14 protein-coding genes and 1 pseudogene are annotated in these 25,827 nt (G+C 72.7%); 2 read left to right on the top strand and 13 right to left on the bottom strand.

Annotation, left to right across the window (positions count from 1 at the left end; all coding sequences use genetic code 11):
* Positions 1 to 130: 130 nt before the first annotated feature.
* Together ACH4FX_RS21375 and nrdR are read right to left on the bottom strand one after the other, a co-directional pair.
* Positions 131 to 3,001: a vitamin B12-dependent ribonucleotide reductase gene (locus ACH4FX_RS21375; protein ID WP_398481151.1), complete on the bottom strand. Its 2,871-nt coding sequence runs from the start codon at positions 2,999 to 3,001 to the stop codon at positions 131 to 133.
* A 120-nt stretch (positions 3,002 to 3,121) separates the two neighbouring features.
* The gene (nrdR, locus tag ACH4FX_RS21380) at positions 3,122 to 3,652 is read right to left on the bottom strand and encodes a transcriptional regulator NrdR (RefSeq protein ID WP_398481153.1); all 531 of its coding nucleotides are present in this window, start codon (positions 3,650 to 3,652) and stop codon (positions 3,122 to 3,124) included.
* A 543-nt stretch (positions 3,653 to 4,195) separates the two neighbouring features.
* Between nrdR and lexA the strand changes: the two genes are divergently transcribed.
* Positions 4,196 to 4,984 (top strand): transcriptional repressor LexA, encoded by a 789-nt coding sequence (gene lexA / locus ACH4FX_RS21385; protein WP_398481155.1) that lies wholly within the window; start codon positions 4,196 to 4,198, stop codon positions 4,982 to 4,984.
* 214 nt (positions 4,985 to 5,198) lie between these two features.
* Here lexA and ACH4FX_RS21390 read toward each other — a convergent pair whose 3' ends face one another.
* The 5 genes and pseudogenes from ACH4FX_RS21390 to ACH4FX_RS21410 all read right to left on the bottom strand — a co-directional run.
* On the bottom strand, positions 5,199 to 7,181 hold the full coding sequence (locus ACH4FX_RS21390) for an ATP-dependent DNA helicase (protein ID WP_398481157.1): 1,983 nt from the start codon (positions 7,179 to 7,181) through the stop codon (positions 5,199 to 5,201).
* Positions 7,182 to 7,222: 41 nt separating this feature from the next.
* On the bottom strand, positions 7,223 to 9,286 hold the full coding sequence (locus tag ACH4FX_RS21395) for an IucA/IucC family protein (protein WP_398481265.1): 2,064 nt from the start codon (positions 9,284 to 9,286) through the stop codon (positions 7,223 to 7,225).
* Positions 9,287 to 9,878: 592 nt separating this feature from the next.
* The gene (locus ACH4FX_RS21400; protein ID WP_398481159.1) at positions 9,879 to 10,628 is read right to left on the bottom strand and encodes a GNAT family N-acetyltransferase; all 750 of its coding nucleotides are present in this window, start codon (positions 10,626 to 10,628) and stop codon (positions 9,879 to 9,881) included.
* A 216-nt stretch (positions 10,629 to 10,844) separates the two neighbouring features.
* Positions 10,845 to 13,052, bottom strand: a complete 2,208-nt coding sequence (locus tag ACH4FX_RS21405; RefSeq protein WP_398481161.1) for an IucA/IucC family protein — start codon at positions 13,050 to 13,052, stop codon at positions 10,845 to 10,847.
* Positions 13,053 to 13,794: 742 nt separating this feature from the next.
* Positions 13,795 to 15,162, bottom strand: a pseudogene (locus ACH4FX_RS21410) (diaminobutyrate--2-oxoglutarate transaminase family protein); the annotation flags it as partial.
* Positions 15,163 to 15,707: 545 nt separating this feature from the next.
* Here ACH4FX_RS21410 and ACH4FX_RS21415 point away from each other — a divergent pair.
* Positions 15,708 to 16,895 (top strand): trypsin-like serine peptidase, encoded by a 1,188-nt coding sequence (locus ACH4FX_RS21415; protein ID WP_398481163.1) that lies wholly within the window; start codon positions 15,708 to 15,710, stop codon positions 16,893 to 16,895.
* 165 nt (positions 16,896 to 17,060) lie between these two features.
* Here ACH4FX_RS21415 and hflX read toward each other — a convergent pair whose 3' ends face one another.
* The 6 genes from hflX to miaA all read right to left on the bottom strand — a co-directional run bounded on the left by hflX (position 17,061) and on the right by miaA (position 25,780).
* A complete protein-coding gene (hflX, locus tag ACH4FX_RS21420; RefSeq protein WP_398481165.1) occupies positions 17,061 to 18,548 on the bottom strand; it encodes a GTPase HflX in 1,488 nt (495 codons plus the stop codon).
* A gap of 139 nt (positions 18,549 to 18,687) precedes the next feature.
* Positions 18,688 to 20,475: a M1 family aminopeptidase gene (locus ACH4FX_RS21425; protein ID WP_398481167.1), complete on the bottom strand. Its 1,788-nt coding sequence runs from the start codon at positions 20,473 to 20,475 to the stop codon at positions 18,688 to 18,690.
* Positions 20,476 to 20,726: 251 nt separating this feature from the next.
* Positions 20,727 to 23,063, bottom strand: coding sequence for a RelA/SpoT family protein (locus ACH4FX_RS21430; protein ID WP_398481169.1), 2,337 nt, complete (start codon positions 23,061 to 23,063; stop codon positions 20,727 to 20,729).
* A 141-nt stretch (positions 23,064 to 23,204) separates the two neighbouring features.
* Complete coding sequence (gene dapF / locus ACH4FX_RS21435) at positions 23,205 to 24,146, bottom strand: diaminopimelate epimerase (protein ID WP_398481170.1); 942 nt, start codon at positions 24,144 to 24,146, stop codon at positions 23,205 to 23,207.
* Positions 24,147 to 24,175: 29 nt separating this feature from the next.
* Positions 24,176 to 24,733, bottom strand: a complete 558-nt coding sequence (locus ACH4FX_RS21440) for a hypothetical protein (RefSeq protein ID WP_398481266.1) — start codon at positions 24,731 to 24,733, stop codon at positions 24,176 to 24,178.
* 108 nt (positions 24,734 to 24,841) lie between these two features.
* Positions 24,842 to 25,780, bottom strand: a complete 939-nt coding sequence (gene miaA, locus ACH4FX_RS21445) for a tRNA (adenosine(37)-N6)-dimethylallyltransferase MiaA (protein ID WP_398481172.1) — start codon at positions 25,778 to 25,780, stop codon at positions 24,842 to 24,844.
* Between the last annotated feature and the right edge of the window lie 47 nt (positions 25,781 to 25,827).

Raw genomic sequence — 25,827 nt, forward strand, 5'->3', positions numbered from 1 at the left:
CAGGAGCGGGCAAGGCCGAAGAATCCCGGCGCGCGATTTGCCCTTTCCTCCCCATACGAAGGAGGCGGAGCCGATATGCCGACTCCGCCTCCTTTCAGCTGTTCACTTCACGCCTCACCGGCGCCTGGAATCAGCTGCAACCGCTCGTGGAACCGCAGCCCTCGCACAGGTAGCAGCTGCCCGCACGCTGCATCTTGGTGCCGCAGGAGAAGCACAGCGGAGCGTCGGCGTTGATGCCGAGCTGCATTTCCACCAGTTCCGCGTTGGTGTGGGCCTGCTTGGGGGCCGGGGCCGCGGTCTCCTCGACGATCTCCTTCGTCGAGGCGGGCTCCTTCGCCGACTCCAGGCGGGGCGCCGACTGGGCCAGGCCCTCGACGTCCAGCTCCTCGTCGGTCGGCTCGTACGAACCGGTCTCCAGGTGGCGCTGGCGCTCCTCGACGGAGTGGATGCCCAGCGCGGAGCGGGTCTCGAACGGCAGGAAGTCCAGCGCGAGGCGGCGGAAGATGTAGTCGACGATCGACTGCGCCATCCGCACGTCCGGGTCGTCCGTCATGCCGGCCGGCTCGAAGCGCATGTTGGTGAACTTCGAGACGTACGTCTCCAGGGGCACGCCGTACTGGAGACCCACCGAGACGGCGATGGAGAAGGCGTCCATCATGCCCGCGAGGGTCGAACCCTGCTTGGACATCTTCAGGAAGACCTCGCCCAGACCGTCGTCCGGGTAGGAGTTGGCGGTCATGTAGCCCTCGGCGCCGCCGACCGTGAAGGAGGTGGTGATGCCGGGACGGCCCTTGGGCAGACGCTTGCGGACCGGACGGTACTCGACGACCTTCTCGGCCGGCTTCTCCTCGGCCTTCTTCTCCTCCTTCTTCTTGGCGGAGAGCGGCTGGCCGACCTTGCAGTTGTCGCGGTAGATCGCCAGCGCCTTCAGGCCGAGCTTCCAGCCCTCGAAGTAGACCTCCTCGACCTCCTCGACGGTGGCCGACTCGGGCAGGTTGACGGTCTTGGAGATCGCGCCGGACAGGAACGGCTGGGCCGCCGCCATCATCCGTACGTGGCCCATGGCCGAGATGGAGCGCTCGCCCATCGCGCAGTCGAAGACCTCGTAGTGGGCCGGGTCCAGACCGGGGGCGTCGATCACGTTGCCGTGCTCGGCGATGTGCGCGACGATCGCCTCGACCTGCTCCGGCTGGTAGCCGAGCCGCTTGAGCGCCTTGGGGACCGTGTTGTTCACGATCTGCATGGAGCCGCCGCCGACCAGCTTCTTGAACTTGACCAGGGCCAGGTCCGGCTCGACGCCCGTGGTGTCGCAGTCCATCATCAGGCCGATGGTGCCGGTGGGGGCCAGCACGGAGGCCTGCGCGTTGCGGAAGCCGTTCTTGTCGCCGAGGCGGATGACGTCCTGCCACGCCTCGGTGGCCGCGGCCCAGACCGGGGTGTCCAGGTCGTCCATGCGCTTGGCGGCACCGTTGGCGTCCGCGTGCTGCTTCATGACGCGCTTGTGGGCGTCGGCGTTGCGGGCGTAACCGTCGTACGGGCCGACGACCGCGGCCAGCTCGGCGGAGCGCTTGTAGGAGGTGCCGGTCATCAGGGAGGTGATGGCACCGGCGAGGGCGCGGCCGCCGTCCGAGTCGTACGCGTGGCCGGTGGCCATCAGCAGGGCGCCGAGGTTGGCGTAGCCGATGCCCAGCTGGCGGAAGGCGCGGGTGGTCTCGCCGATCTTCTCGGTGGGGAAGTCGGCGAAGCAGATGGAGATGTCCATCGCGGTGATGACCAGCTCGACGACCTTCGCGAAGCGCTCGGCGTCGAACGACTGGTTGCCCTTGTCGTCGTCGCGCAGGAACTTCATCAGGTTCAGCGAGGCCAGGTTGCACGAGGAGTTGTCCAGGTGCATGTACTCGCTGCACGGGTTCGAGGCGGTGATCCGGCCCGACTCCGGCGAGGTGTGCCAGTGGTTGATGGTGTCGTCGTACTGGATGCCGGGGTCGGCGCACGCCCAGGCGGCCTCCGCCATCTTGCGGAACAGCGCCTTGGCGTCGACCTCCTCGATGACCTCGCCGTTCAGCCGGCCGCGCAGACCGAACTTCGAGCCGCTCTCGACGGCCTTCATGAACTCGTCGTTGACGCGGACCGAGTTGTTCGCGTTCTGGTACTGGACGGACGTGATGTCGTCGCCGCCCAGGTCCATGTCGAAGCCCGCGTCGCGCAGCGCGCGGACCTTCTCCTCCTCCTTCACCTTGGTGTCGATGAAGGCCTCGACGTCCGGGTGGTCCACGTCCAGGACGACCATCTTGGCGGCGCGGCGGGTGGCACCGCCCGACTTGATCGTTCCGGCGGACGCGTCGGCGCCGCGCATGAAGGAGACCGGTCCCGAGGCGTTGCCGCCGGAGGACAGCAGTTCCTTGGAGGAGCGGATGCGGGAGAGGTTCAGGCCGGCGCCGGAGCCGCCCTTGAAGATCATCCCCTCTTCCTTGTACCAGTCCAGGATCGAGTCCATGGAGTCGTCGACGGAGAGGATGAAGCACGCGCTGACCTGCTGCGGCTGCTTCGTGCCGACGTTGAACCACACCGGGGAGTTGAAGCTGAAGACCTGGTGGAGCAGGGCGTACGCCAGCTCGTGCTCGAAGATCTCGGCGTCCGCCGGGGAGGCGAAGTAGCCGTTGTCCTCGCCGGCCTTCGTGTACGTCTTGACGACCCGGTCGATGAGCTGCTTGAGGCTCGACTCCCGGGTGTCGGAGCCCACCGCGCCGCGGAAGTACTTGCTCGTGACGATGTTGACCGCGTTCACCGACCAGAACTCGGGGAACTCGACGCCACGCTGCTCGAAGTTGACCGAGCCGTCGCGCCAGTTGGTCATGACGACGTCACGGCGCTCCCACGTCACCTCGTCATACGGGTGTACGCCGGGGGTGGTGTGGATGCGCTCGATGCGCAGCCCCTTGCTCGCCTTGCTGCCCTTGGCGCGGGAGCCTCGTGCCGGGCCGCTCGTCGTCTCTGTCATTCCGCCTCCCTGTACGGGCAAAACGCCCATATGTGCGCACTTCTTCCCGTGGCACGGTGTGTGTCTGTCTGGAACCGGGGCGCCTGCACATGCCCCGGTCAGGTCTGTGGTGCGCCGATCTCAGTCGGCGGCGGTGGCGGGCACCGGGACCGCCGGCTGTCCGGCGCTCCCCTCGCATCCGCACTCCCGCGCGGGCGGCTCCTGCTCGCGCTGCTCCCGCAGCTCGGCGATGGCCGCCTCGAAGTCCTCCAGCGAGTCGAAGGCCCGGTAGACGCTCGCGAACCGCAGGTACGCGACGAGGTCCAGTTCCTGCAGCGGGCCCAGTATGGCCAGCCCGACGTCGTGGGTGGACAGCTCGGCGCTGCCGGTGGCGCGCACCGCTTCCTCGACCCGCTGTCCCAGCTTGGCGAGAGCGTCCTCGGTGACCGGCCGGCCCTGGCACGCCTTGCGCACGCCGGCGATGACCTTGTTACGGCTGAAGGGTTCGGTGACCCCGCTCCGCTTGATCACCATCAGTGACGCGGTCTCGATGGTCGTGAAGCGGCGGGAGCAGTCCGGGCACTGGCGGCGCCGGCGGATCGAGGTGCCGTCATCGGTGGTACGGCTGTCGACCACCCGGCTGTCGGGGTGCCTGCAGAAGGGGCAATGCATGATCTCACCCTCCTCACCCTCGAAAAATTACGGTCGCACGCCCATGGTTCCGGCGTACGGCTGATGGCCTCCGGTGGCCCTCACGGGCCCCTCGGAGCAGCCCCAAGCATAGGCGATCCCGGGAGCCCCGTAAGACACCGGCACCACAACTTGTAGGCGGTTGTAGTCATCAAAGCACTAGATGTGGTGTCCGGAGGTCATCGACGCCCCAGGCGTGTCGCAGGGGGGCGGAGCCTCGCCGGCCGCTCGGAGGGCCGTCGACGAGAGTACGGGACGGGACCCGGGGGCGGCTCCGGCGGGGCGGGGATGACAGAATCCGGCAGGTCGCGGCGCCCGCCCGCACCTCGCGGGCCGGTACGCGCACCCGGCCACGAGCTCGGGGCGAAGAGTACCGCAATGACCCGAATTGCCTTTCGGCTATACACCTAAGCCCGTGATCAGGTCAGCTAATCCGGAAATTTTCACTCGAACGTGTGTTTGGCGCAACCTTTCGAAAGCAACTACCGTTGGCTAACTAGGGAGCACATTCCGAGAGGGGCCGACGTGACCACCACCGCAGACAGCGCCACCATCACCGCCCAGAGCCACTCCCAGAGCCGATTCGAGCAGACCCGGAAACCGCCGATGGACGACGCAATGACACCCGAGGGGCAGAAGCCGGCCCGCTCACTGCCCGGCCGTCCTCCAGGCATCCGCGCCGACAGTTCGGGACTCACCGACCGACAGCGCAGGGTCATCGAGGTCATCCGGGATTCCGTCCAGCGCCGCGGCTATCCGCCGTCCATGCGCGAGATCGGCCAGGCGGTCGGGCTGTCCAGCACCTCGTCCGTCGCCCACCAGCTCATGGCTCTGGAGCGCAAGGGTTTCCTGCGCCGCGACCCGCACCGCCCCCGGGCGTACGAGGTCCGCGGCTCCGACCAGCCCAGCAGTGCGCCGACCGACACGACGGGCAAGCCCGCGGCGTCGTACGTCCCGCTCGTCGGCCGGATCGCCGCCGGCGGCCCCATCCTCGCCGAGGAGTCGGTCGAGGACGTCTTCCCGCTGCCCCGGCAGCTGGTCGGCGACGGTGAGCTGTTCGTGCTGAAGGTCGTCGGCGACTCCATGGTGGAGGCCGCCATCTGCGACGGCGACTGGGTCACCGTGCGTCGCCAGCCGGTCGCGGAGAACGGCGACATCGTCGCCGCCATGCTCGACGGCGAGGCGACGGTCAAGCGCTTCAAGCGCGAGGACGGCCATGTGTGGCTGCTGCCGCACAACTCCGCGTACCAGCCCATCCCCGGTGACGAGGCCACGATCCTCGGCAAGGTGGTGGCGGTGCTGCGGCGCGTCTGACCCACCCCTCGACCGAGCCCCGGGACCACTGCGCCGGTCCCGGGGCTCGGTTCTGCCCTGCGCCGACGCCGCTCTCGCGGACGTGGTCGATCTCCGTGGGGGCTGCTCGACGGATGGTGGGGTCGCTACGGGGCTCTTACGGGGTGCGGGGCGTCGGGTAAGCGCGGGGTCGGCCCGCGGCACCGTTACGACCCCCGACACGGCCCTGAGGGGTCTACGCGCCCTCTGCCCCTTCCGCCGCCTTGGCCGCCGCGTCGATGGCCGCCAAAGAGCGGCGGACCTGGTTGCGGTCGGTCGTGTACCAGAATTCGGGCATGGATTTGCGCAGGAAGGAGCCGTAGCGGGCGCGCTCCACGCGCGGGTCCAGGACGGCGACGACGCCGCGGTCGCCCGTGGCCCGTACGAGACGGCCCGCGCCCTGGGCCATCAGGAGGGCGGCGTGGGTCGCCGCGACCGCCATGAAGCCGTTGCCGCCGGCTTCCTCCACGGCCTTCTGGCGGGCGCTCATCAGGGGGTCGTCGGGCCGCGGGAAAGGCACCCGGTCCATGACCACCAGCTGGCAGTTCGGGCCCGGCACATCGACGCCCTGCCACAGCGAGAGCGTCCCGAACAAGCACGTACGGGCGTCCGCCGCGAAGGTGCGGATCAGCTCGCCGAGGGTCTCCTCGCCCTGGAGGAGGATCGGCATGTCGAGGCGGCCGCGGAGGTTCTCGGCGGCGGCCTGGGCGGCGCGCATGGAGGAGAACAGGCCGAGCGTACGGCCGCCCGCGGCCTCGATCAGCTCCGCCAGCTCGTCGAGCATGTCCGTACGGCTGCCCTCGCGGCCCGGCTGGGCCAGGTGCTTGGCGACGTACAGGATGCCCTGCTTGCTGTAGTCGAACGGGGAGCCGACGTCCAGGCCCTTCCACCGCGGGACGTCCTCGCCCTCGGTGCCCTCCGGGGCGAGGCCGAGGGAGGCGCCGACGCCGTTGAAGTCCCCGCCCAGCTTGAGGGTGGCGGACGTGAGGACGACGGAGCGGTCCGCGAAGAGCTTCTCGCGCAGCAGCCCGGAGACGGACAGCGGCGCGACGCGCAGGGAGGCGCCGAAGCGGTCGTGGCGCTCGTACCAGACGACGTCGTACTCGGAGCCGTTGGCGATGCGCTCGGCGACCGCGTGGACGTTCTCGACGGAGGCGAGGGCCTGCTTGCGGACGGCGTCCTCGTCCTGGACGGACTTGTCGCGGGTGGTGCCGAGGGCCGAGATGACCGTACGCGCGGCGTCACGCAACGCCATCAGACAGTAGCCGAGATCCTCGGGGATCTCTTCGAGGCGGCCGGGCAGCGCCAGCTCCATCAGCCGCTCGAAGGTCTCCGAGGCGGTCTGGAGCTGGTCCGCGGCCTTCTCGTTGACCAGCTTGGCGGCGCGCTTGACGGCCCGGTTGACCTGGCCCGGGGTGAGTTCTCCGGTGGCCACGCCGGTGACACGGGAGACCAGCTCGTGGGCCTCGTCGACGATCAGCACGTCATGCTGGGGCAGCACCGGGGCGCCCTCGATGGCGTCGATGGCCAGCAGGGCGTGGTTGGTGACGATCACGTCGGCGAGCTTGGCGCGCTCGCGGGCCGCCTCGGCGAAGCACTCCGCGCCGTACGCGCACTTCGAGGCGCCCAGGCACTCCCGCGAGGAGACCGAGACCTGGCCCCAGGCGCGGTCGGAGACGCCGGGGGTGAGATCGTCGCGGTCGCCGGTCTCGGTCTCGTCCGCCCAGTCGCGCAGCCGCAACAGGTCCTTGCCCAGCTTGCTGGTCGGTGTCGCGTGCTCGAAGGGGTCGAAGAGGCCCTCTTCCTCTTCCTGCGGCACGCCTTCGTGCAGGCGGTGCAGGCAGACGTAATTGGAGCGGCCCTTGAGCATGGCGAACTGCGGACGGCGGCGCAGCTGCGGGTGCAGGGCGTCGACCGTGCGCGGCAGGTCGCGCTCGACCAGCTGGCGCTGGAGCGCGAGGGTGGCCGTGGCCACCACCACGCGATCACCGTGGGCCAGCGCCGGCACCAGATAGCCGAGCGACTTTCCGGTGCCGGTGCCGGCCTGTACGAGCAGGTGGGAGCCGTCGTCGACCGCTTCGGCGACGGCTTCGGCCATGGCGATCTGGCCGGGGCGCTCGGTGCCGCCGACAGCGGTGACGGCGGCGTGCAGCAGATCGGGGAGGGAGGGCTTCGTCATAGCGGTGCCACCCTACGCGGGCCCACTGACAATCTGCTCGGTCACGGGTGGTGGAGGGGGTTGGGTACGGTGCCGTGCACGGCGGCGTGCGGACGCTGCGCGCGGTCGCGGTATCCGTCGAGGTGGAGACGGTTGCGGTTCAGGCACAGCCGGGCAATGCGGGGGGTGAGCAGGTCGAAGGTCTCGTGGCGTTTCTTCAGGTGCGGGAAGCGTCCCTGGTGGCGCAGGATCTCCGCCCGTACGAGGGACCAGAACTCCGCCTCCGGGACCGCGAGTTGCTGCTCGCACAGCGGGGCGAGGTAGCGGAAGACCCCGACGAAGAGCCCGGAGTGGATGAACTGGGTGAGGAAGTCCGGCGGTTCGGTGAGCAGCACCGCGCGGACGTCCGCGGGCATGGTGGCGTGCTCGGGCAGCGGTTCGGCGCTGGTGTTGACGTCGTCGACGAAGTCCTTGACCGCGAGGCGGGTGGGGACGTCCTGCTGGTCGAAGACGACGATCGCGTTCTCGCCGTGCGGGGAGAACACCGTGCCGTACTGGTAGAGGAAGTGCAGCAGTGGCGGCAACAGGGCGGCGAAGAGGTGGCGCAGCCAGACGCGGGGGGCCAGGCCGGAGCGGTGCACCAGCTCCGCCGTCAAGGCCCGCCCGTGCGGGTCGGTCTGCAGGAGCGCGGCCAGGGTGCGGGCCCGTTCCCCGGGGTCCAGGTGGCGGCTGACCGGCTCGCGCCAGATACAGCCCAGCAGTTCCTTGTACTGGTACGGGACGCCGGGCAGCCGGTCGTACAGAGGGTGTTCGACGGTGACGGACGCGGTCTCGCCGAGCAGGATCACCCGGGTCTCGTCACGCAGGTACGGGTCGGCGTCGCGCAGGCCGTGGACCCAGGCGGTGACGGCGGGGGCGGCGATGGTGCGTTCGGTCGGCAGGCCGCGCCAGACCAGGGTGTTGAGGACCGAGAGCGGCAGCTTGACCGTGCGGGCCCTGGGGCGGCTGGTGTTGAGGAAGGTGCGGATGGACTGCTGGGGCAGTCGCAGGTCGTTGTCAGTGGTGAGTGGGACGATGGATTTGTCGGCGAGTTGGGGAGCGAAGAGGGGGGCGATGGTCTCGTCCCACTGCCAGGGGTGGACGGGGAGGTAGAGGTAGTCGGCGGGGTCGAGCCCCTGCGCGGAGAGGGTCTCGGCGAAGGCGGCGCGGATTTCGGGGGTGAGTTCATCGGCGTAGAGACGATCGGGTGTGGCCAGGGCGGGGACGCCACGGTAGACGGCCAGCCGGCGGTGTGCGGCGATCCAGGGCAGCCGCTGTGGGATGCGGGCCTCGGGTGACCAGACCGCGGCGTCGGTCGCGGAGAAACCCAGCCTCCCCTTGTTGGCGACGAGCCAGGGGTGGCCGGTCTGGTGGCCTTCCAGGGCGGCGTAGTCGAGGTCGGCGAGCTGTGCCGCGCTGAGGGCCGTGGTGTCGAGGCGGGCGTCGGCGGCGAGGGTGGCGGTCAGCTCGCGGATGAGGTGGCCGGTGGTGTCGCCGGACAGGCCCAGGACGGTGGCGTGGGCGTGGAAGAGGAAGTGAAGGGGGTCGCCCGTGGGGGTGATGGAGTCGGGATCGACGCGCCAGTGCCCGTACGCACCGCGCCGGGCCCGGAAACGATAGGTGACGTCTTCGGTCAGGGGCAGACGATAGGCGCGGGAGCCGTCCGCGGTGTGGGCGTGCGGGGCGCCTGGATCTCCGGGGGCTTCGGCTCCGGGGGTGGGGGCTTCACAGCCGGAGCGGGGGCTCGCGGCCGGGTGGCGGGACTGGTTGCGGCCGGGGCCGTTGCTCGGGGCGGGGCTGCGGCCGTCGTGCGGGGCGGGGTCGTCGCTGGAGCGTTGGTTGCCGCCGGGGGTGTGGTCGCCGCTGGGGCTCTGGCGGGCGCCGGGGAACTGACCGTCGTCGAAGCCGTGGGGGGCGCCGGGGGCCTGAGCGGCGTGGGGGCCATGGCGGTCACCGAGGCCGTGGTCGTGGTGGTGGTCGCCGAGGTCCTGGGCGGCGCGAGGGCCGGGGACGGCCGGAGCGCCGGGGTCGGGTTCGGGGGTGATGATCCCCTCGTACGCGAACTCCGCCAGCGTCTTGGCCAGCAGCCGGCGAGCGGTTCTCTGCCAGACACGGCTGCTGTCGCTCGCCCCGCCGAGACCGGCGGCGGGGTCGCTGCCGGGGGCGCCGGGGGCGGGGCCGCCGCTCGGGGCGCCGGCGGTGGGGGCGCCGGGGCCCGGGAAGGCGTGGCCGGTGACGGGGAGGCCGTGAGCGGTGAGGCCGTGGGCGCTCGGAGTGGCGCTGTCGGTTACGCCGGGCCCGGGGCTGTCGCCGACGCCGGGCCCGGAGGTGCCGGGGACGGCATCGCCGGTAGCGGAACGGCCCGGAGTGGGGCTGCCCGGTGCGGGGCTGCCGTCGTGGGGGTCGTCGGCGCCGGGCGTGCCAGGGGTGCCGGGGCCGGAGGCGGGGCTATGGAGAGGTCCGGAGGAAGGACGCAAGGCGGGACTCCTGGGGACGAGACATGAGCTATACGGACAGTGCCTTCGGGAACGGGGACAGGTGTGGAGACACGGACAGTGCGGGAGGGGCGTACGGACATGCCGGTGAGACGAGAGGGGACGGTCGGGCCGCCGGGCGCGGCGGGCAGGCCGGAGCCGCCGACGGGCGGGCGACGGCGGCGGGCGCGGGGGAAGGAAGTGTTCACAGGAGATGGCGGTGGGCTCGGTCGCGGACCATGAGGGCGGCGCGTTTGGCGGGCAGGTCCAGCTCGTCGGCGTAGCGGAATCCGGCGCCGAGGAAGGCGGCGACGGACGGGATGTTGCGCAGGTCGGGTTCGGCGATGACCCGGCCGCACTGCGGGCGGTGATCCAGGACGAGGTCGGCGGTGGCACGCAGCAGCGCGGTGCCGATGCCACGGCCCCGGTCGGCGACGCCTCCGATCAGCAGGTGCAGTCCCGTGTCGTGCGGCCGGGCCGGGTAGTAGCGGGCGACCGGGTCCAGGTCGGCGCGGTAGATCTCCCAGTAGCTCATGGGGACGCCGCCCAGTACGCCGAGGCAGGGCACGCTGCGTCCGTCACCGTCGAGCTGGGCGCGCAGGTGGGCGGCGGTGATCTCCTCGGCCCCGGCCAGTTCCCAGAAGGCCGCGACGGCCGGGTCGTTCATCCAGGCGGAGATCAGCGGCAGGTCGCGCTCGATGCGTACCGGTACGAGCTGGAACGGGCCGACGTCGGTCGCGGCCGGACCCCAGTCGGCGATGTGGTCGAGCAGGAGGCCGCTCCGCGGGTCGTCGGCCGGGTCGGCGGAGAGCGGCGCGTCGCTGAACAGGGCGGTGATGTCGGGGGGCAGATGCAGGTCGAGGGTGTCGTCGAGCGCGTCGTCCGGAGGGGCTTCGAGGGGGTGGTCGAAGGTCTCGTCGGATCCCGGGTCGATGCCGGATTCGGTGGGGGGCACGGTGGCGCTCTCTCCTTTCCGGGCCTCCTCACGAGGTCACGGGGCGGGCGGGCAGGGAATCGGAAGCGGAGGGGACGTGGAGGGGGCGGAGGGATCAGGGACAGGGATCAGGGACAGGGGTCAGGTGCAGGCGGTCGGGGCTTCAGGAGGCGGGAGTAGGCAGGTCAGGGCTTCTGGAGGCCGAGTGCCGGGACCGGGACCGGTTCGGTAGCGGGGTCACGAGTGGAGGGGGTTGGGGATGGTGACGTAGACGGACTGGGTGTCGACGGGGCCGACGAGTTCGTCGAGGCCGCGCAGCCGGGTCAGCAGGTTGGCCTTGCAGCGCAGGGTGCGGGCTTCCAGGAGCCGGCCGGGCAGGGGTGAACGGTGCGCCGCGGGCCCGGTTGCGGCCTCGGTGAGGAAGCGCCGGAAGGCCGCGAGGAGCACGTTCTCGGCGGCCAGGCGCTGGGAGCCGAAGGCGCCGATGAGGCCGAGGACGTTGTTGATGCCGAGGTAGTAGGCGAAGCGTTCGTCGGTGACCTCGTCGGAGACGAAGGTGTCGCTGGCGGCGCCGATGCCGGGCAGCCGCCGCTCCAGGTCCGTACGGCGCGACTCGCGGAAGTAGTAGCCCTGGTTGTCGCGGTAGCGGCCGCCGGCGGGCCAGCCGTTCCGGTCCAGCAGGACGAGCGTGTTCTGCTGGTGGGCTTCGAGGGCCACGCCGGCGGTGCCGTCGAGCCAAAGGACGGGACGGACCACGGCTTCGAGGTAGCGCAGGAACCACTCGGTGGCGACGGCGCCCGTGGGCCGGCCGGTGCGCGCGGTGAGCCTGCCGATGATGTCGGCGAGGCGGGAACGCAGACCGGGGCGGCCGGGCCAGGGGCGCGGCGAGGTGAGGGCGGCGATGCAGACCGCGTCGTCGGAGTCGGCGAACGGGTTGTGCCGGATGACCACATCCAGTCCGTGCACCGGCTCGCCGTCGGCTCCGGTGACCCCGAACCACGCCGGGTCGCGGACGATGTCGAAGCCCGGCGCGCCGGGGAAGGCGGCCCGCCACTGCGCGGCGAGCCCGGTGCGGAGCAGCCGGTGCACCTCGACGCCGCGGCGCAGTTCCTTGCGGAGGTTGTCGCGGCGGGAGTTGGTGATGCGCAGGCCCAGGGAGAGCTTGAGCATGGCGTCGCAGCCGGGGCGGAAGACGGTGCGGACGGAGGAGGTCGGGTGCCAGGCAGGGCCGCCGGGGCCCAGGTCGCGGAGGTGGCCCGACGCGTACAGCGTGGCGATGTCCGGGCGGTGGTCCAGCTGGTGGGCCTGCCAGGGGTGCATCGGCAGCGGCAGGGTGCCGGCAGGGGCCGGGGGTGCGCCCTCGGCGAGCCGGACGGCCAGTCGTTCGGCGGAGACGGTCCGGCCGCGTTCGGTCCAGGCAGAGTCGGTGGTGAACACGTCCGGGTGGACGGCCATCCAGTGCAGGCGGAACGCGCCGCGCAGCTCCGGCGAGTAGGCGCGCGTCTCGGCCTCGGTCAGGCCCTCGCGGCTCTTGGGGGTGGGGTGCATGGGGTGGCCGAAGAGCAGGGACTGTTCGGCGGCCAGGAACCGGGAGCCGCCGGGGGCGTCGGCCGGGGTGGCGCGCCGGTCCGTGAGAAAGGCGGCGGTGTGCCGTACGGAGTCGGCGACGCGGCCGACCAGGTCGGCACTCTCACTGTCCGGCGCGGCGGTGGGGTCGGTGTCCGTACCGCCGGTTCCGCCGGCGGCGTTCCCGCCCGCACCGCCGTGTACGGCCTCGCGGCGCAGCAAGGCGGCCAGAGTCACCGCGTCCAGCGGTGCGGCATCGGCGGGGGTGCCTTCCAGAACGGGGGCGCCGAAGCGGTGCCAGCCGGTGTCCGACCAGTACAGGACGGGGACGCGCAGGGTCGCCGCGCTGGCGTCGAGCGGGATGCGCAGCCGGTCACCGGCCGGGCGGGGCGTGCCGCTCTCACGGATCCAGCAGCGCAGCAGGCTCTCGGCACCGGCGGCGTCCGCGGCGACGGCCGGATCCGCATGCTCCATCCGGTCGTGCGCAGGGCCCTGCGAGACGGTTTCCCGCCCGGCGGCAGGTCCGGCCGCGGCCTCGGTCTCGTCGTCGGCCCGATTGTCGGCCTCATCGACGATCCCGTCATCGATTTCGTCGTCGATCCCGTCGTCGGACCCGTCATCGGCCTCGTCATCGGAGTACACGGTGACGACCCGGGTCGTCCCGAGCCCGTGGCAGTCCTCGTGACCATGCCGTTCGTGGTGCCCGAGCCGTACGGCGCAGCCGGTATGGCCGCCGTGCTCGCCGTTCTCGGCACTGTCGTGGGCACCGGCACGCCGGTTCTGGCGCGGCACGGCCGGCTCCCGCAGCCGGGCCAGGGGCTCACGGGGCAGACGTCGCTCGTCGGCCGGGGTCCCGTCGGGGCCGGGGCGTTCGTTCATCGGGGTGTGCCTCGCAGAGTCGGCGCGGTCTGGATGGTGAGGGGACGGCGGGGGGCCGTGGTGCGGGAGGGGGTCGTAGGGCAGGCGGGGGCGGTGCAGTGGCAGAGGGACGTGGGTTGGCAGAGACGTACGGGTTGGCCGGGAGCCACGGGCCGGAGCGGCAGACAGAAGGCCCGCATGCGGCCGGGCCGGAGCGGTGGGCGATGGTTCCCAGTACGTCCGGGGCGGGCCGATGGGCAGCGGCTCTCCGTACGGTCGCGGCCGACCGGTGGGCGCGCTTCGGAAACGTGCCGGTCCTTCGCACGGTCGGCGTCGGCCACCGTACGGCCAGCGGCAACCACCGCACGGTGGCCCTCCGTACGACCGAGGTCCCCCGACGAACCGCACTCGCCCACGTCCCCGGAGCAGAACAGAGCCCCGGTCATGGCGTCACCCCGAGGGTCGGCACCTGCCGCGGCGCCGGGTCGTCCTGCCGAGGCACCGAGTCGTCCTGCCCACCTGCCGCGGACGATCCGTCCGCGGCCTCCTCCGCACCTGCCACCACCGGCTCCCCCGCGCACGCCCGCTCCCCCGGCGCGGCCCGCTGGCCTGGCACCGAAAGATCCTCGACAGCCGCCGCGGGCGCGGCTTCGTCCGCATCACCCGATGCAGACGCCGAGTTCGCGCCCGCATCCGTGTCCACGTCCACGTCCGCTCCCGGTACACCACCCGCCTCATGGGCCACGGCCCACACACGCACCCCAGGCTCCCCATCCGTCCTCTCCATCCCCGCGCGCGCCGCGGTCGTCAACGCGTCGGCGAGGCGGTCGAGGACCGCGTCCGCCTGCTCGTCGGTGATGGTGAGCGGGGGCAGCAGCCGGACGACCGCGCCATGCCGCCCGCCCAGTTCGACGATCAGGCCGCGGGCCAGACACTCCTGCTGGACGGCCGCGGCCAGCGCGGGGGCGGCCGGCCGGGCGCCCGCCGGGTCGGGTGCGGCGTCCGGGTCGACCAGTTCCAGGCCGAGCATCAGGCCACGGCCCCGTACGTCACCGACGCAGCCGTGTTCCGCGGCGAGGCCGCCCAGCCGGGACAGCATGCGGGCGCCCAGGTCGGCGGCGCGCCGCGCGAGGTCGTTCTCCCGGACGTAGGCGAGGGTGGCCGCGCCCGCCGCCATCGCGAGCTGGTTGCCGCGGAAGGTGCCGGCGTGCGCGCCGGGGCGCCAGGCGTCCAGTTCCTCGCGGTAGACGATGACGGCCAGCGGCAGGCTGCCGCCGATCGCCTTGGACAGGACGAGGACGTCGGGCACCACGCCGCTGTGCCCGACGGCCCAGAAGGCGCCGGTGCGGCCGACGCCGGTCTGTACCTCGTCCACGATGAGCGGGATGTCCCGCGCGGCCGTGATCTCGCGCATCCGGCGCAGCCAGCCGTCGGGCGCCGGGATCACCCCGCCCTCCCCCTGGACCGGTTCCAGGATCATCCCGGCCGGTCTGCCGACGCCGCTCTTCTCGTCGTCGAGCACGTTCGCCGTCCAGCGCGCCGCCAGTTCGGCGCCGCGCTCGCCGCCCGTACCGAAGGGGCAGCGGTAGTCGTACGGATACGGGAGGCGGAGCACGGAGGTGTCCCGCGCGCCCCCGGACGCCGCGAGCGCCCCCGCCGTCATGCCGTGGTACGCGCCGGTGAAGGCGGCGAGCCCGTCCCGGCCGGTCGCGGTGCGCACCAGCTTGAAGGCGGCCTCGACGGCGTCCGTGCCGGCCGGCCCGCAGAACTGGATGCGGCCGTGGTCGGCCAGTTCGGCAGGCAGGGTGGCGAACAGTTCGGTGACGAAGGCGTCCTTGACCGGGGTCGCCAGGTCGAGGACGTGCAGCGGGGCGCCGGAGTCGAGGACGGAGCGGATCGCCTCCAGGACGACCGGGTGGTTGTGCCCGAGCGCCAGGGTGCCCGCCCCGGAGAGGCAGTCCAGGTAGCGGCGGCCGTCGGCGCCCTCGATGGTCAGCCCGCGCGCCCGCACCGGGACGACGGGCAGCGAACGCGCGTACGTACGGGCGGCGGACTCGCGGAGCGACTGCCGCCGCAGGATGCCCTCATGGGCGGGAGGGGGTGACATCGGCAGAGGCTGGGTCACGGCCACGGCGGTTCGGTCCTCCTGCTGGCTGATTCTTCTGTTGAACTGCGAGCGGGCCCGCCGCGCACCGACGGCCCCGCTGGGCCGCCACGTCACGCACCGGGCCTGGTCCGTCGTCGGCAGGTCCGCCGGACCGGGCCTTCCTGGCGGACCGCTGCCCCTGCCACCGGCCACGGCTCAGCCGTCCCCCGTACGTGTCAACGACGCACCGGGCGGGAGAACACGGCCTGCCGGAAGATCCTTGCCGCGGGCGGACCGGATGCCGGCCGGGGGTGGGCAGACCGGACACCGGCCAGGGCGGGCCACGCCCCACCCACCTCTCCCGTAAAGATCCCCACTCCCGGAACCAGGGACCCGCCCGCCGCCGTCCCCAACGGCACCGGCATAGTGGGGACCTGCCCCGGCTTTCCGGTGCATGACAAAACAGCAGATCCAGGCACGACCGGAGCATGCCGGAGCATGACCGGCAAGACCGGCCGAGGCGCGATACATCCGCCCGGGCCGGACAAGTTCACAACGGCAAGCCTGAACAGACCAGGGGGAGTTCACCCATGCGATCCATACGTCGGCCGGTCCTGGCCGCGGCCGCTCTCACCGCCGTGGTGGCGCTGACCGCCACCGGCTGCGGGCCCGAGAGCGATCAGGCGGACGCGAAGCCCGGCCAGTCCGCGGAGCAGGGCAGCGCGGGCGGGGGTGGCTTCACGATCCCCAAGGACATCCAGGACAAGCTGAAGGAACACGGCGTCGACCTGGACAAGTGGAAGAACGGCGAGTGGAAGAACTGGGACAAGGACAAGTGGCTCCGCGAGGCCAGTGAGTTCATCAACCCGATCATCAAGGGCCTGTGGGACCCGGACCGGGCGAGCAAGGCCAAGCCGCCGAAGGAGCCGACGCCCAAGGACATCTCCGGTGACCAGGGGCGGACCGACCCGGAGCCGCGTGCGGTGCAGGCCAAGGCGGTCAAGCCGCCGTTCGGCCAGAACGCGCCCGGCCTCGGCAAGATCTTCTTCGACACGCCCGAGGGCCACGCGGTCTGCTCCGGCGCGGTGGTCAAGGACCCGGCGCACCCGGGCAAGTCCAACCTGGTCTGGACCGCGGGCCACTGCGTGCACGCGGGCAGGAGCGGTGGCTGGTACCGCAACATGATCTTCGCCCCGTCGTTCAACGACAGCGGCAAGTCCGCGGCCCAGCTGGAGAACGCCACGCGTGAGCAGGTGTTCTCCAAGGGCGTGTGGTGGGCCGACGGCGCGTCGACCTCCAGCCAGTGGATCAGCCAGGGCGGTCCGCAGGGCAACAGCGTGCCGATGGCGCCGTACGACTTCGCGATCATGCACGTGACGCCGGAGAAGGGCGCGGGAAACAAGTCCCTCGAAGAGGTCGCCGGCGGCGCCTACTCGGTGGACTTCAACGCTTCGGCGATCCCGGACATCCCGAGCATCACCGCCCAGGGCTACCCGGCCGAGGCGCCGTTCGACGGCGCGACGCTCCAGCAGTGCACCGACAAGCCGGGCCGTCTGTCGCTGGACGCCAAGAAGCCGACCATGTACCGCATCGGCTGCCTGATGACCGCCGGTTCCTCCGGTGGCCCCTGGTTCGGCAAGGGCTCGGACGGCAAGCCGACGCTGGTGTCCAACACCTCGATCGGCCCGCGTCCGGCCGGCTGGCTGGCGGGCCCGCACCTCGGCCCGGAGGCCAAGAGCATGTACAGCGCGATGAGCAAGAAGTTCGCGTCGAAGTAGTCACAGCGGACGAGGGCCCGCTCCCGGTTGCCGGGGGCGGGCCCTCGTCGTACGGCCGTGCGTGCGGCCGTCTCCCGTAACGCGAAGGCCCGCCCCTGTTCCCAGGGGCGGGCCTTCGTACCGCCTATGGCGTCGTGCTCACGGCGTCCTGCTGCGTCTGCCGCGTCACGCCGCCGGTACGTACGGCTGGAACTCGGCGGCCAGTTCCTCGTGGACGCGCGCCTTGAGGACGGTGCCCTCCGCGATGTGCTCCTCGGAGATCACCTCGCCCTCGGCGTGGGCCCGGGAGACCAGTGCGCCCTGGGTGTAGGGCACCAGCGCCTCGATCTCGACCTGCGGGCGCGGCAGCTCCTCGTCGATCAGCGCGAGCAGCTCGTCGATGCCCTGGCCGGTACGGGCCGAGACCAGCAGCGCGTGCTTCTCCCGGCGCAGCAGCCGCTGGAGGACCAGCGGGTCGGCGGCGTCCGCCTTGTTGACGACCACGATCTCCGGTACGTCGGTGGCGCCCACGTCGCGGATCACCTCGCGCACGGCGGCGAGCTGCTCCTCGGGCACCGGGTGCGAGCCGTCGACCACGTGGAGGATGAGGTCGGAGTCGCCGACCTCCTCCATCGTGGAGCGGAACGCCTCGACGAGGTGGTGCGGCAGGTGGCGGACGAAGCCGACGGTGTCGGCGAGGGTGTACAGCCGCCCGCTGGGCGTCTCGGCCCGGCGCACGGTCGGGTCCAGGGTGGCGAACAGCGCGTTCTCCACCAGGACGCCGGCCCCGGTCAGGCGGTTGAGCAGCGAGGACTTGCCCGCGTTCGTGTACCCCGCGATGGCGACCGAGGGGACCTTGTGGCGGCGGCGTTCCTGCCGCTTGACGTCCCGGCCGGTCTTCATCTCCGCGATCTCCCGGCGCATCTTCGCCATCTTCTCGCGGATCCGCCGCCGGTCCGTCTCGATCTTGGTCTCACCGGGACCACGGGTGGCCATACCGCCGCCCGCCGAACCGGAGCCACCGCCACCCATCTGCCGGGACAGCGACTGGCCCCAGCCGCGCAGCCTGGGCAGCATGTACTGCATCTGCGCCAGCGAGACCTGCGCCTTGCCCTCCCGGGACTTGGCGTGCTGGGCGAAGATGTCCAGGATCAGGGCCGTACGGTCGACGACCTTGACCTTGACGACGTCTTCGAGGTGGATCAGCTGGCCGGGGCTCAGCTCACCGTCGCAGACCACCGTGTCCGCGCCGGACTCCAGGACGATGTCGCGCAGCTCCAAGGCCTTGCCGGAACCGATGTAGGTGGCCGGGTCGGGCTTGTCGCGGCGCTGGATGACGCCGTCGAGCACCAGCGCGCCGGCCGTCTCGGCCAGCGCGGCCAGCTCGGCGAGGGAGTTCTCCGCGTCCTGCACCGTGCCGCTGGTCCAGACACCGACCAGTACGACGCGCTCCAGGCGCAGCTGGCGGTACTCGACCTCGGTGACGTCTTCGAGCTCGGTGGACAGTCCCGCCACCCGGCGCAGGGCGGCTCGCTCCGTGCGGTCGTACTGCTCGCCGTCACGCTCTCCATCGATCTCGTAACTCCAGGCGACGTCCTCTTCCATCAGGGCGTCGGCCCGAAGGCTCTCGGGGAGGCGCTGTCGGTCCTGTGGAAGGGAAGAAGAGGAGGTCATTTGATCCTTCGCGTCGTTGGAACGTCCCGCGGGCCGCACGGCCCCGGAACCTGCGTTCGTGACAACGTCCGGAGGGCCCGGGAGATTCCCGGCCGCCCCGTCGTCGGCCAGATGATGGTCGCACGACCGGTGGGGGCCGTCACGCGGGTTTTCCGTGCGGGGCCGCGGGCGGTGTCCTCCCGGGCCCGGCGGCCCGCGCCTTCCCGGGCCCGGTGGCGGGCTTCCCCGGCCTCGCGCCCGGCTTGGCCGCGCCCTTTCCCGGCTTGGCCGCGGGCTTCCCCGCCGGCTTCGCGCCCGGCTTCCCGGCGGGCGGGTGCGGGGTCGCGTAGGTGCTCTTCCAGTCCGGGTGGCCGGGCATCGGCGGCGTCTTCGTGTCGTACAGCCAGCTGCGGAAGAAGCCGCCGAGGTCCTGTCCCGAGATGCGGGAGGCCAGCTCGACGAAGTCGGCGGTGCCCGCGACGCCGTCGCGGTGCCGGGTCACCCAGGCGCGCTCCAGCCGGTCGAAGGCGGCGTGCCCGATCTTGGCGCGCAGCGCGTACAGGACGAGCGCACTGCCGTCGTACATCACCGGGCGGAAGATGCCGGTCTTGTTGCCGGGGGACGGGGGCTTCGGCGCTCCGGGCGGGCCGCCTTCGCGCCGCATCCGGTCCGAGACGCTGTAGGCGCGCCGGGTCCGCTCGTCCATGGACTTCTTGGCGTGCTCGTGGGCGTACAGCTCCTCGTACCAGGTGGCGTGCGACTCGTTGAGCCAGGCGTCCGACCAGGTGCGCGGGGAGACGCTGTTGCCGAACCACTGGTGCGCCAGTTCGTGCACCATGATCGCTTCGACGTACCAGCGGGGGTACGGGCCGGTGGCGAACAGCCGCTCCTCGAAGAGCGACAGCGTCTGCGTCTCCAGCTCGAAGCCGGTCTCGGCCTGCGCGAGCAGCACCCCGTAGGACTCGAACGGGTACCGGCCGACCTTCTTCTCCATCCAGGCGAGCTGGCCGGGCGTCTTGGCCAGCCACGTTTCCAGGCGCTTGCGGTCGGCGGCCGGTACGACGTCCCGCAGCGGCAGGCCGTGCGGTCCGGTGCGCCGGACGACCGCGGAGCGCCCGATGGACACCTGGGCCACCTCGGTGGCCATCGGGTGGGCGGAGCGGTAGACCCAGGTGGTGGCCGGGACCGCCCGCGCGGGCGGTACGGCTCGTCCCGCGCGGGCCCCGCCCGCGTCCGGTACGGCCCGTACGGTGCCCGGGTAGCGCGCCACCGGCAGGCCGTTGGCGACGACCGTCAGGCCCTTGGGCGCGGTCACGCGGAAGGTGTAGAGGGCCTTGTCCGACGGGTGGTCGTTGCCCGGGAAGACGCGGTGTGCGGCGTCGACCTGGTTGGCCATGACCAGCCCGTCCTTCGTCCGCAGCCAGCCGTTGTCCCGGCCCTTGCCGCCCTTGCCGGGGCGCGGGTCGCTGGTGTGCCGGACGATGATGCGCAGCGGGGTGCCGGGACGTACGGCCCGGTGGGGCGTGACGATCAGGTCCTCGCCGCGGGTGACGTGGGCCGCGGGCCGGCCGTCGATCTCGACGGAGCGGACGGTGCCGTGCGTGAAGTCGAGGTTGACGCGGTCCAGGCGGGCGGTGGCGCGTGCGGTGATCTTCGTGACGGCTTCCAGCGGCCGGTCGTTGCGGCCGGGGTAGGTCAGGGCGATGTCGTACGCGCGCACGTCGTAGCCGGGATTGCCGAGGTGCGGGTAGAGCCGGTCGCCGACGCCGAGCGGCGTCGCGTCCGGCAGTCCCGCGGCGACCAGGGAGGCGGCGGCGAGCAGGCCGAGCGCGGCCCGGCGGCGGGCGGCTCCGGGCCGGGGACGGGACGGGGCGCCTTCTGGACCCCGGCCGGGGGCCGGGGCGGGCCCGCCGGGGCCGGGGGCGGGGTGGTACGAGGAAAGCGGCATGCCACACCGCTATCAGCGCGGTGCCCCGGCCGGTGGCCGACGCGACAGTACGGCACCCGAACGAGGGCGGGCCGTACGTCCGTCGAGGCCGGTGGGGAACGGGTGTACCGGGCGCGCGGGGGCGGGCGTTCTCGGGAACGCGCCTCCCGCGTGGCTGCGCGCGGGCGGGCTTACTCGGAGCACCTCTCCGGCGTGGGCCGTGCGGAGGCAGGCGGAAACTCCGTCCTGAACCACGTAGCGGCAGGCGCGGATCAGGAACGCGCCGCCATCGTCGACCGGGTGCGGCCCGCCCGCAGCACGTCGAAGACGCCCGGTACCTGCCGCATGGCCCGCATCAGGGACGGCAGCTTGGCCGCGTCCGGCAGGTGGAGCGTGTACGTGTGCCGTACCCGCTGTTCGCGGGGCGGTTCCACGGCGGCGGCCACCACGGCGGCCCCCTCGGCCGCGATGGCCTCCGTGAGGTCGGCGAGCAGGTGCGGCCGGGTGAACGCCTCCGCGAGGAGGGTGACCCGGCAGCCCTGCGCGCGGTTCCCCGCGCCGCGCCAGCGGGCACCGACCGGCTTCCGTCCGGACGCGGCCATCCGGGCCACCACGGGGCACAGCGCCCGGTGGACGGTGACGATGCCGCCCCGTACGGCGAAGCCGGTGACGTTGTCGGGGGGGACGGGGGTGCAGCAGCCCGCGAGCCGTACGGTCGCGCCGGGGAGGTCGGTGGACAGCCCGGCGGTGTCGCTCCCGCCGGAGCGCCCGGACGCCGTGGTGGCCGCGGTCCCGCGGGCCCCGCCGGGGCCGCTGGGCGCGCCCGTCCCCACCGTGCCTTCGCCCGTCCCCGTGTCGGCTCCCGGGTGGGCCGCCAGCCAGCGGGAGATGGCGAGCCGGGCGGCCGGGGTGCGGGTGTGGTCGAGCCAGTCGGGCGAGGGGCCGGCGGCGGAGTCGGGGGCCATGAGCAGGTGCAGGCTGTCGCCGTCGCACAGGACCGTGGAGAGGGTCGCGAGACGGCCGTTGACGCGCGCGCCGATGCAGTGGTGCGCCCCTTCGCCGTACAGCGCGTACGCGGCGTCCACACAGCTCGCGCCGGCGGGCAGGCCGACGGCGGAGGTGCCTGCCGTGCCCGTGCCGGCGGCGCCGACGCCGGTCGGGCCGCCGTCGTCGCCGGGGCCACCGTCCGTGCAGAAGACCGTGATCTCCCGGTCCTGGGCGAGGTCGGCACGGAGCGAGGTCCAGAACGTGTCCGGGTCCGGGGTGGCGCGCTGCCACTCCAGGAGGCGGCACAGCCAGCCGGGCTGGGTCGGGTCCACCCGCTCCCCGTCCTCGGCGGCGCGCGCCCCTTCCGCGCCGCCCGCGGGCGCGCGCTCCGGCGCGGGGTCGGCGCCGTCCGCCGGGGCGTACGGGTTGCCCAGCGCGATCACCCCGGCCTCGGCCACGCGGTGCATGCGGTGCGTACGGATGAGCGTTTCGGCAATGGCGCCGTCCTCGTCCGTGACGGCGGTGTGCAGCGACTGGTACAGGTTGAACTTCGGCGCGGCGATGAAGTCCTTGAACTCCGAGACCACCGGGGTGAAACAGGTGTGCAGCTCGCCGAGGACCGCGTAGCAGTCGGCGTCCTCGGCGACGAGCACCAGCAGACGGCCGAGGTCGGTGCCGGTGACCGTGCCGCGGGCCAGGCGCACCCGGTGCACGGAGACGAAGTGCCGCGGCCGGATGAGGACTTCGGCGGCGATGTCGGCCTCGTCCAGGACGGTGCGGACCCGCTCCGCGACGGCGGCGAGCGGGTCCGGGCGGGCGGCGTGCTCCTGTACGAGGGCACGTGTGGTCGCGTACTCCTCCGGGTGCAGGATCGCGAAGACCAGGTCCTCCAGCTCGGTCTTGAGCGCCTGTACGCCCAGCCGTTCGGCCAGCGGGATCAGTACGTCGCGGGTGACCTTGGCGATCCTGACCTGCTTCTCGGGCCGCATCACCCCGAGGGTGCGCATGTTGTGCAGCCGGTCGGCGAGCTTGATGGACATCACGCGGACGTCGTTCCCGGTGGCGACCAGCATCTTGCGGAACGTCTCGGGCTCGGCGGCGGCGCCATAGTCCACCTTCTCCAGCTTGGTCACGCCGTCGACCAGGTAACAGACCTCCTTGCCGAACTCCCGGCGCACCTGATCGAGCGTCACTTCCGTGTCCTCGACGGTGTCGTGCAGCAGGGAGGCGGTCAAGGTCGTGGTCTCGGCGCCCAGTTCGGCCAGGATCAGGGTCACCGCGAGCGGGTGGGTGATGTACGGTTCGCCGCTCTTGCGCAGCTGGCCGCGGTGCGAGGACTCGGCGAGCGCGTAGGCCCGGCTGAGGGTGTCCAGGTCGGCGTCCGGGTGGTGGGCGCGGTGCACCTTGGCGACGTGCTCCAGGGCGTCCGGCAGGCCGTCGCGGGGGGCCGGTCCGAGCAGCGCGGCCCGGCCGATGCGGCGCAGCCCGCGCAGCTCCAGACGGGGGCGGCCACGCTTGCGGTGCGAGGCATCTCCCAGCCCGGACGGGCCGGCTCCCGGGCCGGACGGACCGGCCTGGACCGGCGCGACGGGGTTACCAGGGTTCGTGGCCTCTGCGCTCATGGGCACCTCCGGCGGCGTCGACCGGCGGTCGGGCGCCCGCAGTCGGTCGCCCCGGGCCGGTGCTTGATGCTACCGAGCCCATCACGCAGCGCTGTCCCGCTCTCGCCCAGCGTGAACCGGATCACCCATTCGAGCGAACTCTCAGTCGAGGGCCGTGACCAGCCACGCAGGGTCCAGCGTGCCCTGCGCGACGATGACCGCGGGGCCGGTCTTCTCGACCGTGCCGTCCGGCAGCTCGGTGATCGTCAGGCTGCCGCCCGGTACGTCGACCGTGTACGTGACGGGGCTGCCGGTGACCGCGGGGTCCGTGCCGTCCCGGCGGGCAGCGGCGACCGCGACGGCGCACGCGCCGGTGCCGCAGGAGCGGGTCTCGCCGGCGCCGCGCTCGTGGACCCGCATCGCGACGTGGCGCGGGCCGCGGTCGGCGACGAACTCGATGTTCACGCCGTCCGGGTAGACGGCGGCTGGGCTGAACGGCGGGACGCCGTACAGGTCTCCGGCGTGGTCGAGGTCCTCGACGAAGGCGACGGCGTGCGGATTGCCCATGCTCACGTTGCGGGCGGGCCAGCTGCGGTCGCCGACCGTGACCGTCACGCCGTCCGGGAGCAGCTCGGCGCGCCCCATGGCGACCGTGACCTCGCCGGTCGCGGCCAGGCGGACCCGCTTCACGCCGGCGCGGGTGGCGATGGCCACCTCCCCTTCGCCGGCCAGGCCCGCGTACTGGAGGTAGCGGGCGAAGACGCGGATGCCGTTGCCGCACATCTCGGCCACGGAGCCGTCGCCGTTGCGGTAGTCCATGAACCACTCGGCCTCGCCGGCCAGGGCGCGGGCCGCGGGGTCGGCGGCGGAGCGCACCACGCGCAGCAGGCCGTCGCCGCCGACACCGGCCCGGCGGTCGCAGATCCGCGCCACCGCGCCGGCGGACAGCTCCAGGACGCCGTCCGGGTCGGGGATGATCACGAAGTCGTTCTCCGTGCCGTGTCCCTTGAGGAAGGCGATGCCGCGGCCGGGGCCGCCCGCGGCGGCCGGCGCGGTGTCCACTGCGGCCCCCGTGGCCGGTGCGGTCCCCTGTGCGATGGTCATGACTGCATCGTACGGCGCGGCACCGACAGTCAGTGCAGCCGGGCGACCCGCCATACGGCCAGCAGGGCCAGCACGGCCACGACGGCGGCGTACGCCAGGACGACACGCCAGTCCGGGCGGCGGCCGGAGCCGCGGGCGGGCAGGCCGGGCCAGGTGTGGCCGACCCGGCGGGCGGCCATCATGCCCCAGCCGGCGGCGCAGCCGAACAGCAGCAGGCCGAGCATGGAGATCACCGCGCCGCCGTCGCCGCCGAACTCGAAGGCGAGCGGGAAGGCGAACATCAGCGAGCCGAGGATGGCGAGTCCCACGATGGGCGCGAGCTGCCAGATGCGCAGCCGGCGCGGCGGGCGCAGTTCCCGGAAGGACGCACCGCCCGCCACGGCCTCCTCGGGGGCGTCCGTGCCGTCCAGTGCCGCCGGGCGCACCGGTTCGCCCAGCGGGTCCGGCCCGCCGGCGGGGTGTTCCAGGGCAGCCCCGTCCGGACCCATGGCCCCGGGTCCGTCCTGGGTCAGCGACTCCGTCGCGTCCCGCTGTCGGTCACTCGGCCCGTCCGGTTGCTGCGGTCTGTTGCGAGGGCCGGCCTCCATCGCCACGCGCCCTCCCCACTGCTGACTGCACGCCTCGATCGAAGGTCGATGATGACACGCTCCCGGGGGCCCGGATGACGGGCGGAGCGTCCCGATGCCAGGACGTGATCAGGCTGTGACCGGCGGCGCGACCAACGCCAGCGCCCGTTCCGGGAGTTCCGCGCGGTCCGCGGCGGCACCGCTGAGCCAGTGGACCCGGGGGTCCCTGCGGAACCACGAGTCCTGACGGCGCGCGAAGCGCTTGGTGGCCCGGACCGTCTCGGCCCGTGCCTCCGCTTCCGTGCACTCCCCCGCGAGCTGCGCGAGCACCTGCTGGTAGCCGAGGGCCCGGGAGGCGGTACGGCCCTCGCGCAGCCCCTCGTCCACCAGCCGCCGCACCTCGTCCACCAGGCCCTCCTCCCACATCCGGTCCACCCGGCGGGCGATGCGCTCGTCCAGTTCCGGGCGGCCGACGTCGACGCCGATCTGCACGGTGTCGTAGACCGCCTCGTGTCCCGGGAGGTTGGCGGTGAAGGGGCGGCCGGTGATCTCGATGACCTCCAGGGCGCGCACGATGCGGCGCCCGTTGCCGGCCAGGATGGCGCGGGCGGCGGCGGGGTCGGCGGCGGCGAGCCGGGCGTGCAGGGCGCCGCTGCCGTGCTCGGCCAGCTCCTCCTCCAGCCGGGCGCGCACCTCGGGGTCGGTGCCGGGGAAGTCGAGGGCGTCGATGGCGCCGCGTACGTACAGGCCGGAGCCGCCCACGAGGACCGGTGTGCGGCCCGCGGCGAGCAGCCGGTCGATCTCGGCGCGGGCCAGGCGCTGGTACTCGGCGACGTTCGCCGCACGGGTGACGTCCCAGATGTCCAGGAGGTGGTGCGGAACCCCCTGGCGCTCGGGCACCGTCAGTTTGGCGGTGCCGATGTCCATGCCGCGGTAGAGCTGCATGGAGTCGGCGTTGACGACCTCGCCACCGAGGTGCCGGGCGAGCGCGACGCCCAAATCGGACTTTCCGGCCGCGGTGGGACCGACGACGGCGATGACCCGGGGTGCGGGAACTGCGGTGTTCACCGGCCCAGTCTCGCAAACCCGCGGCCCGCATCCCGAATGAGCGACGT

Origin of the sequence: Streptomyces sp. NPDC018019, from assembly GCF_044327805.1 — a bacterium.
Lineage (GTDB): Bacteria > Actinomycetota > Actinomycetes > Streptomycetales > Streptomycetaceae > Streptomyces.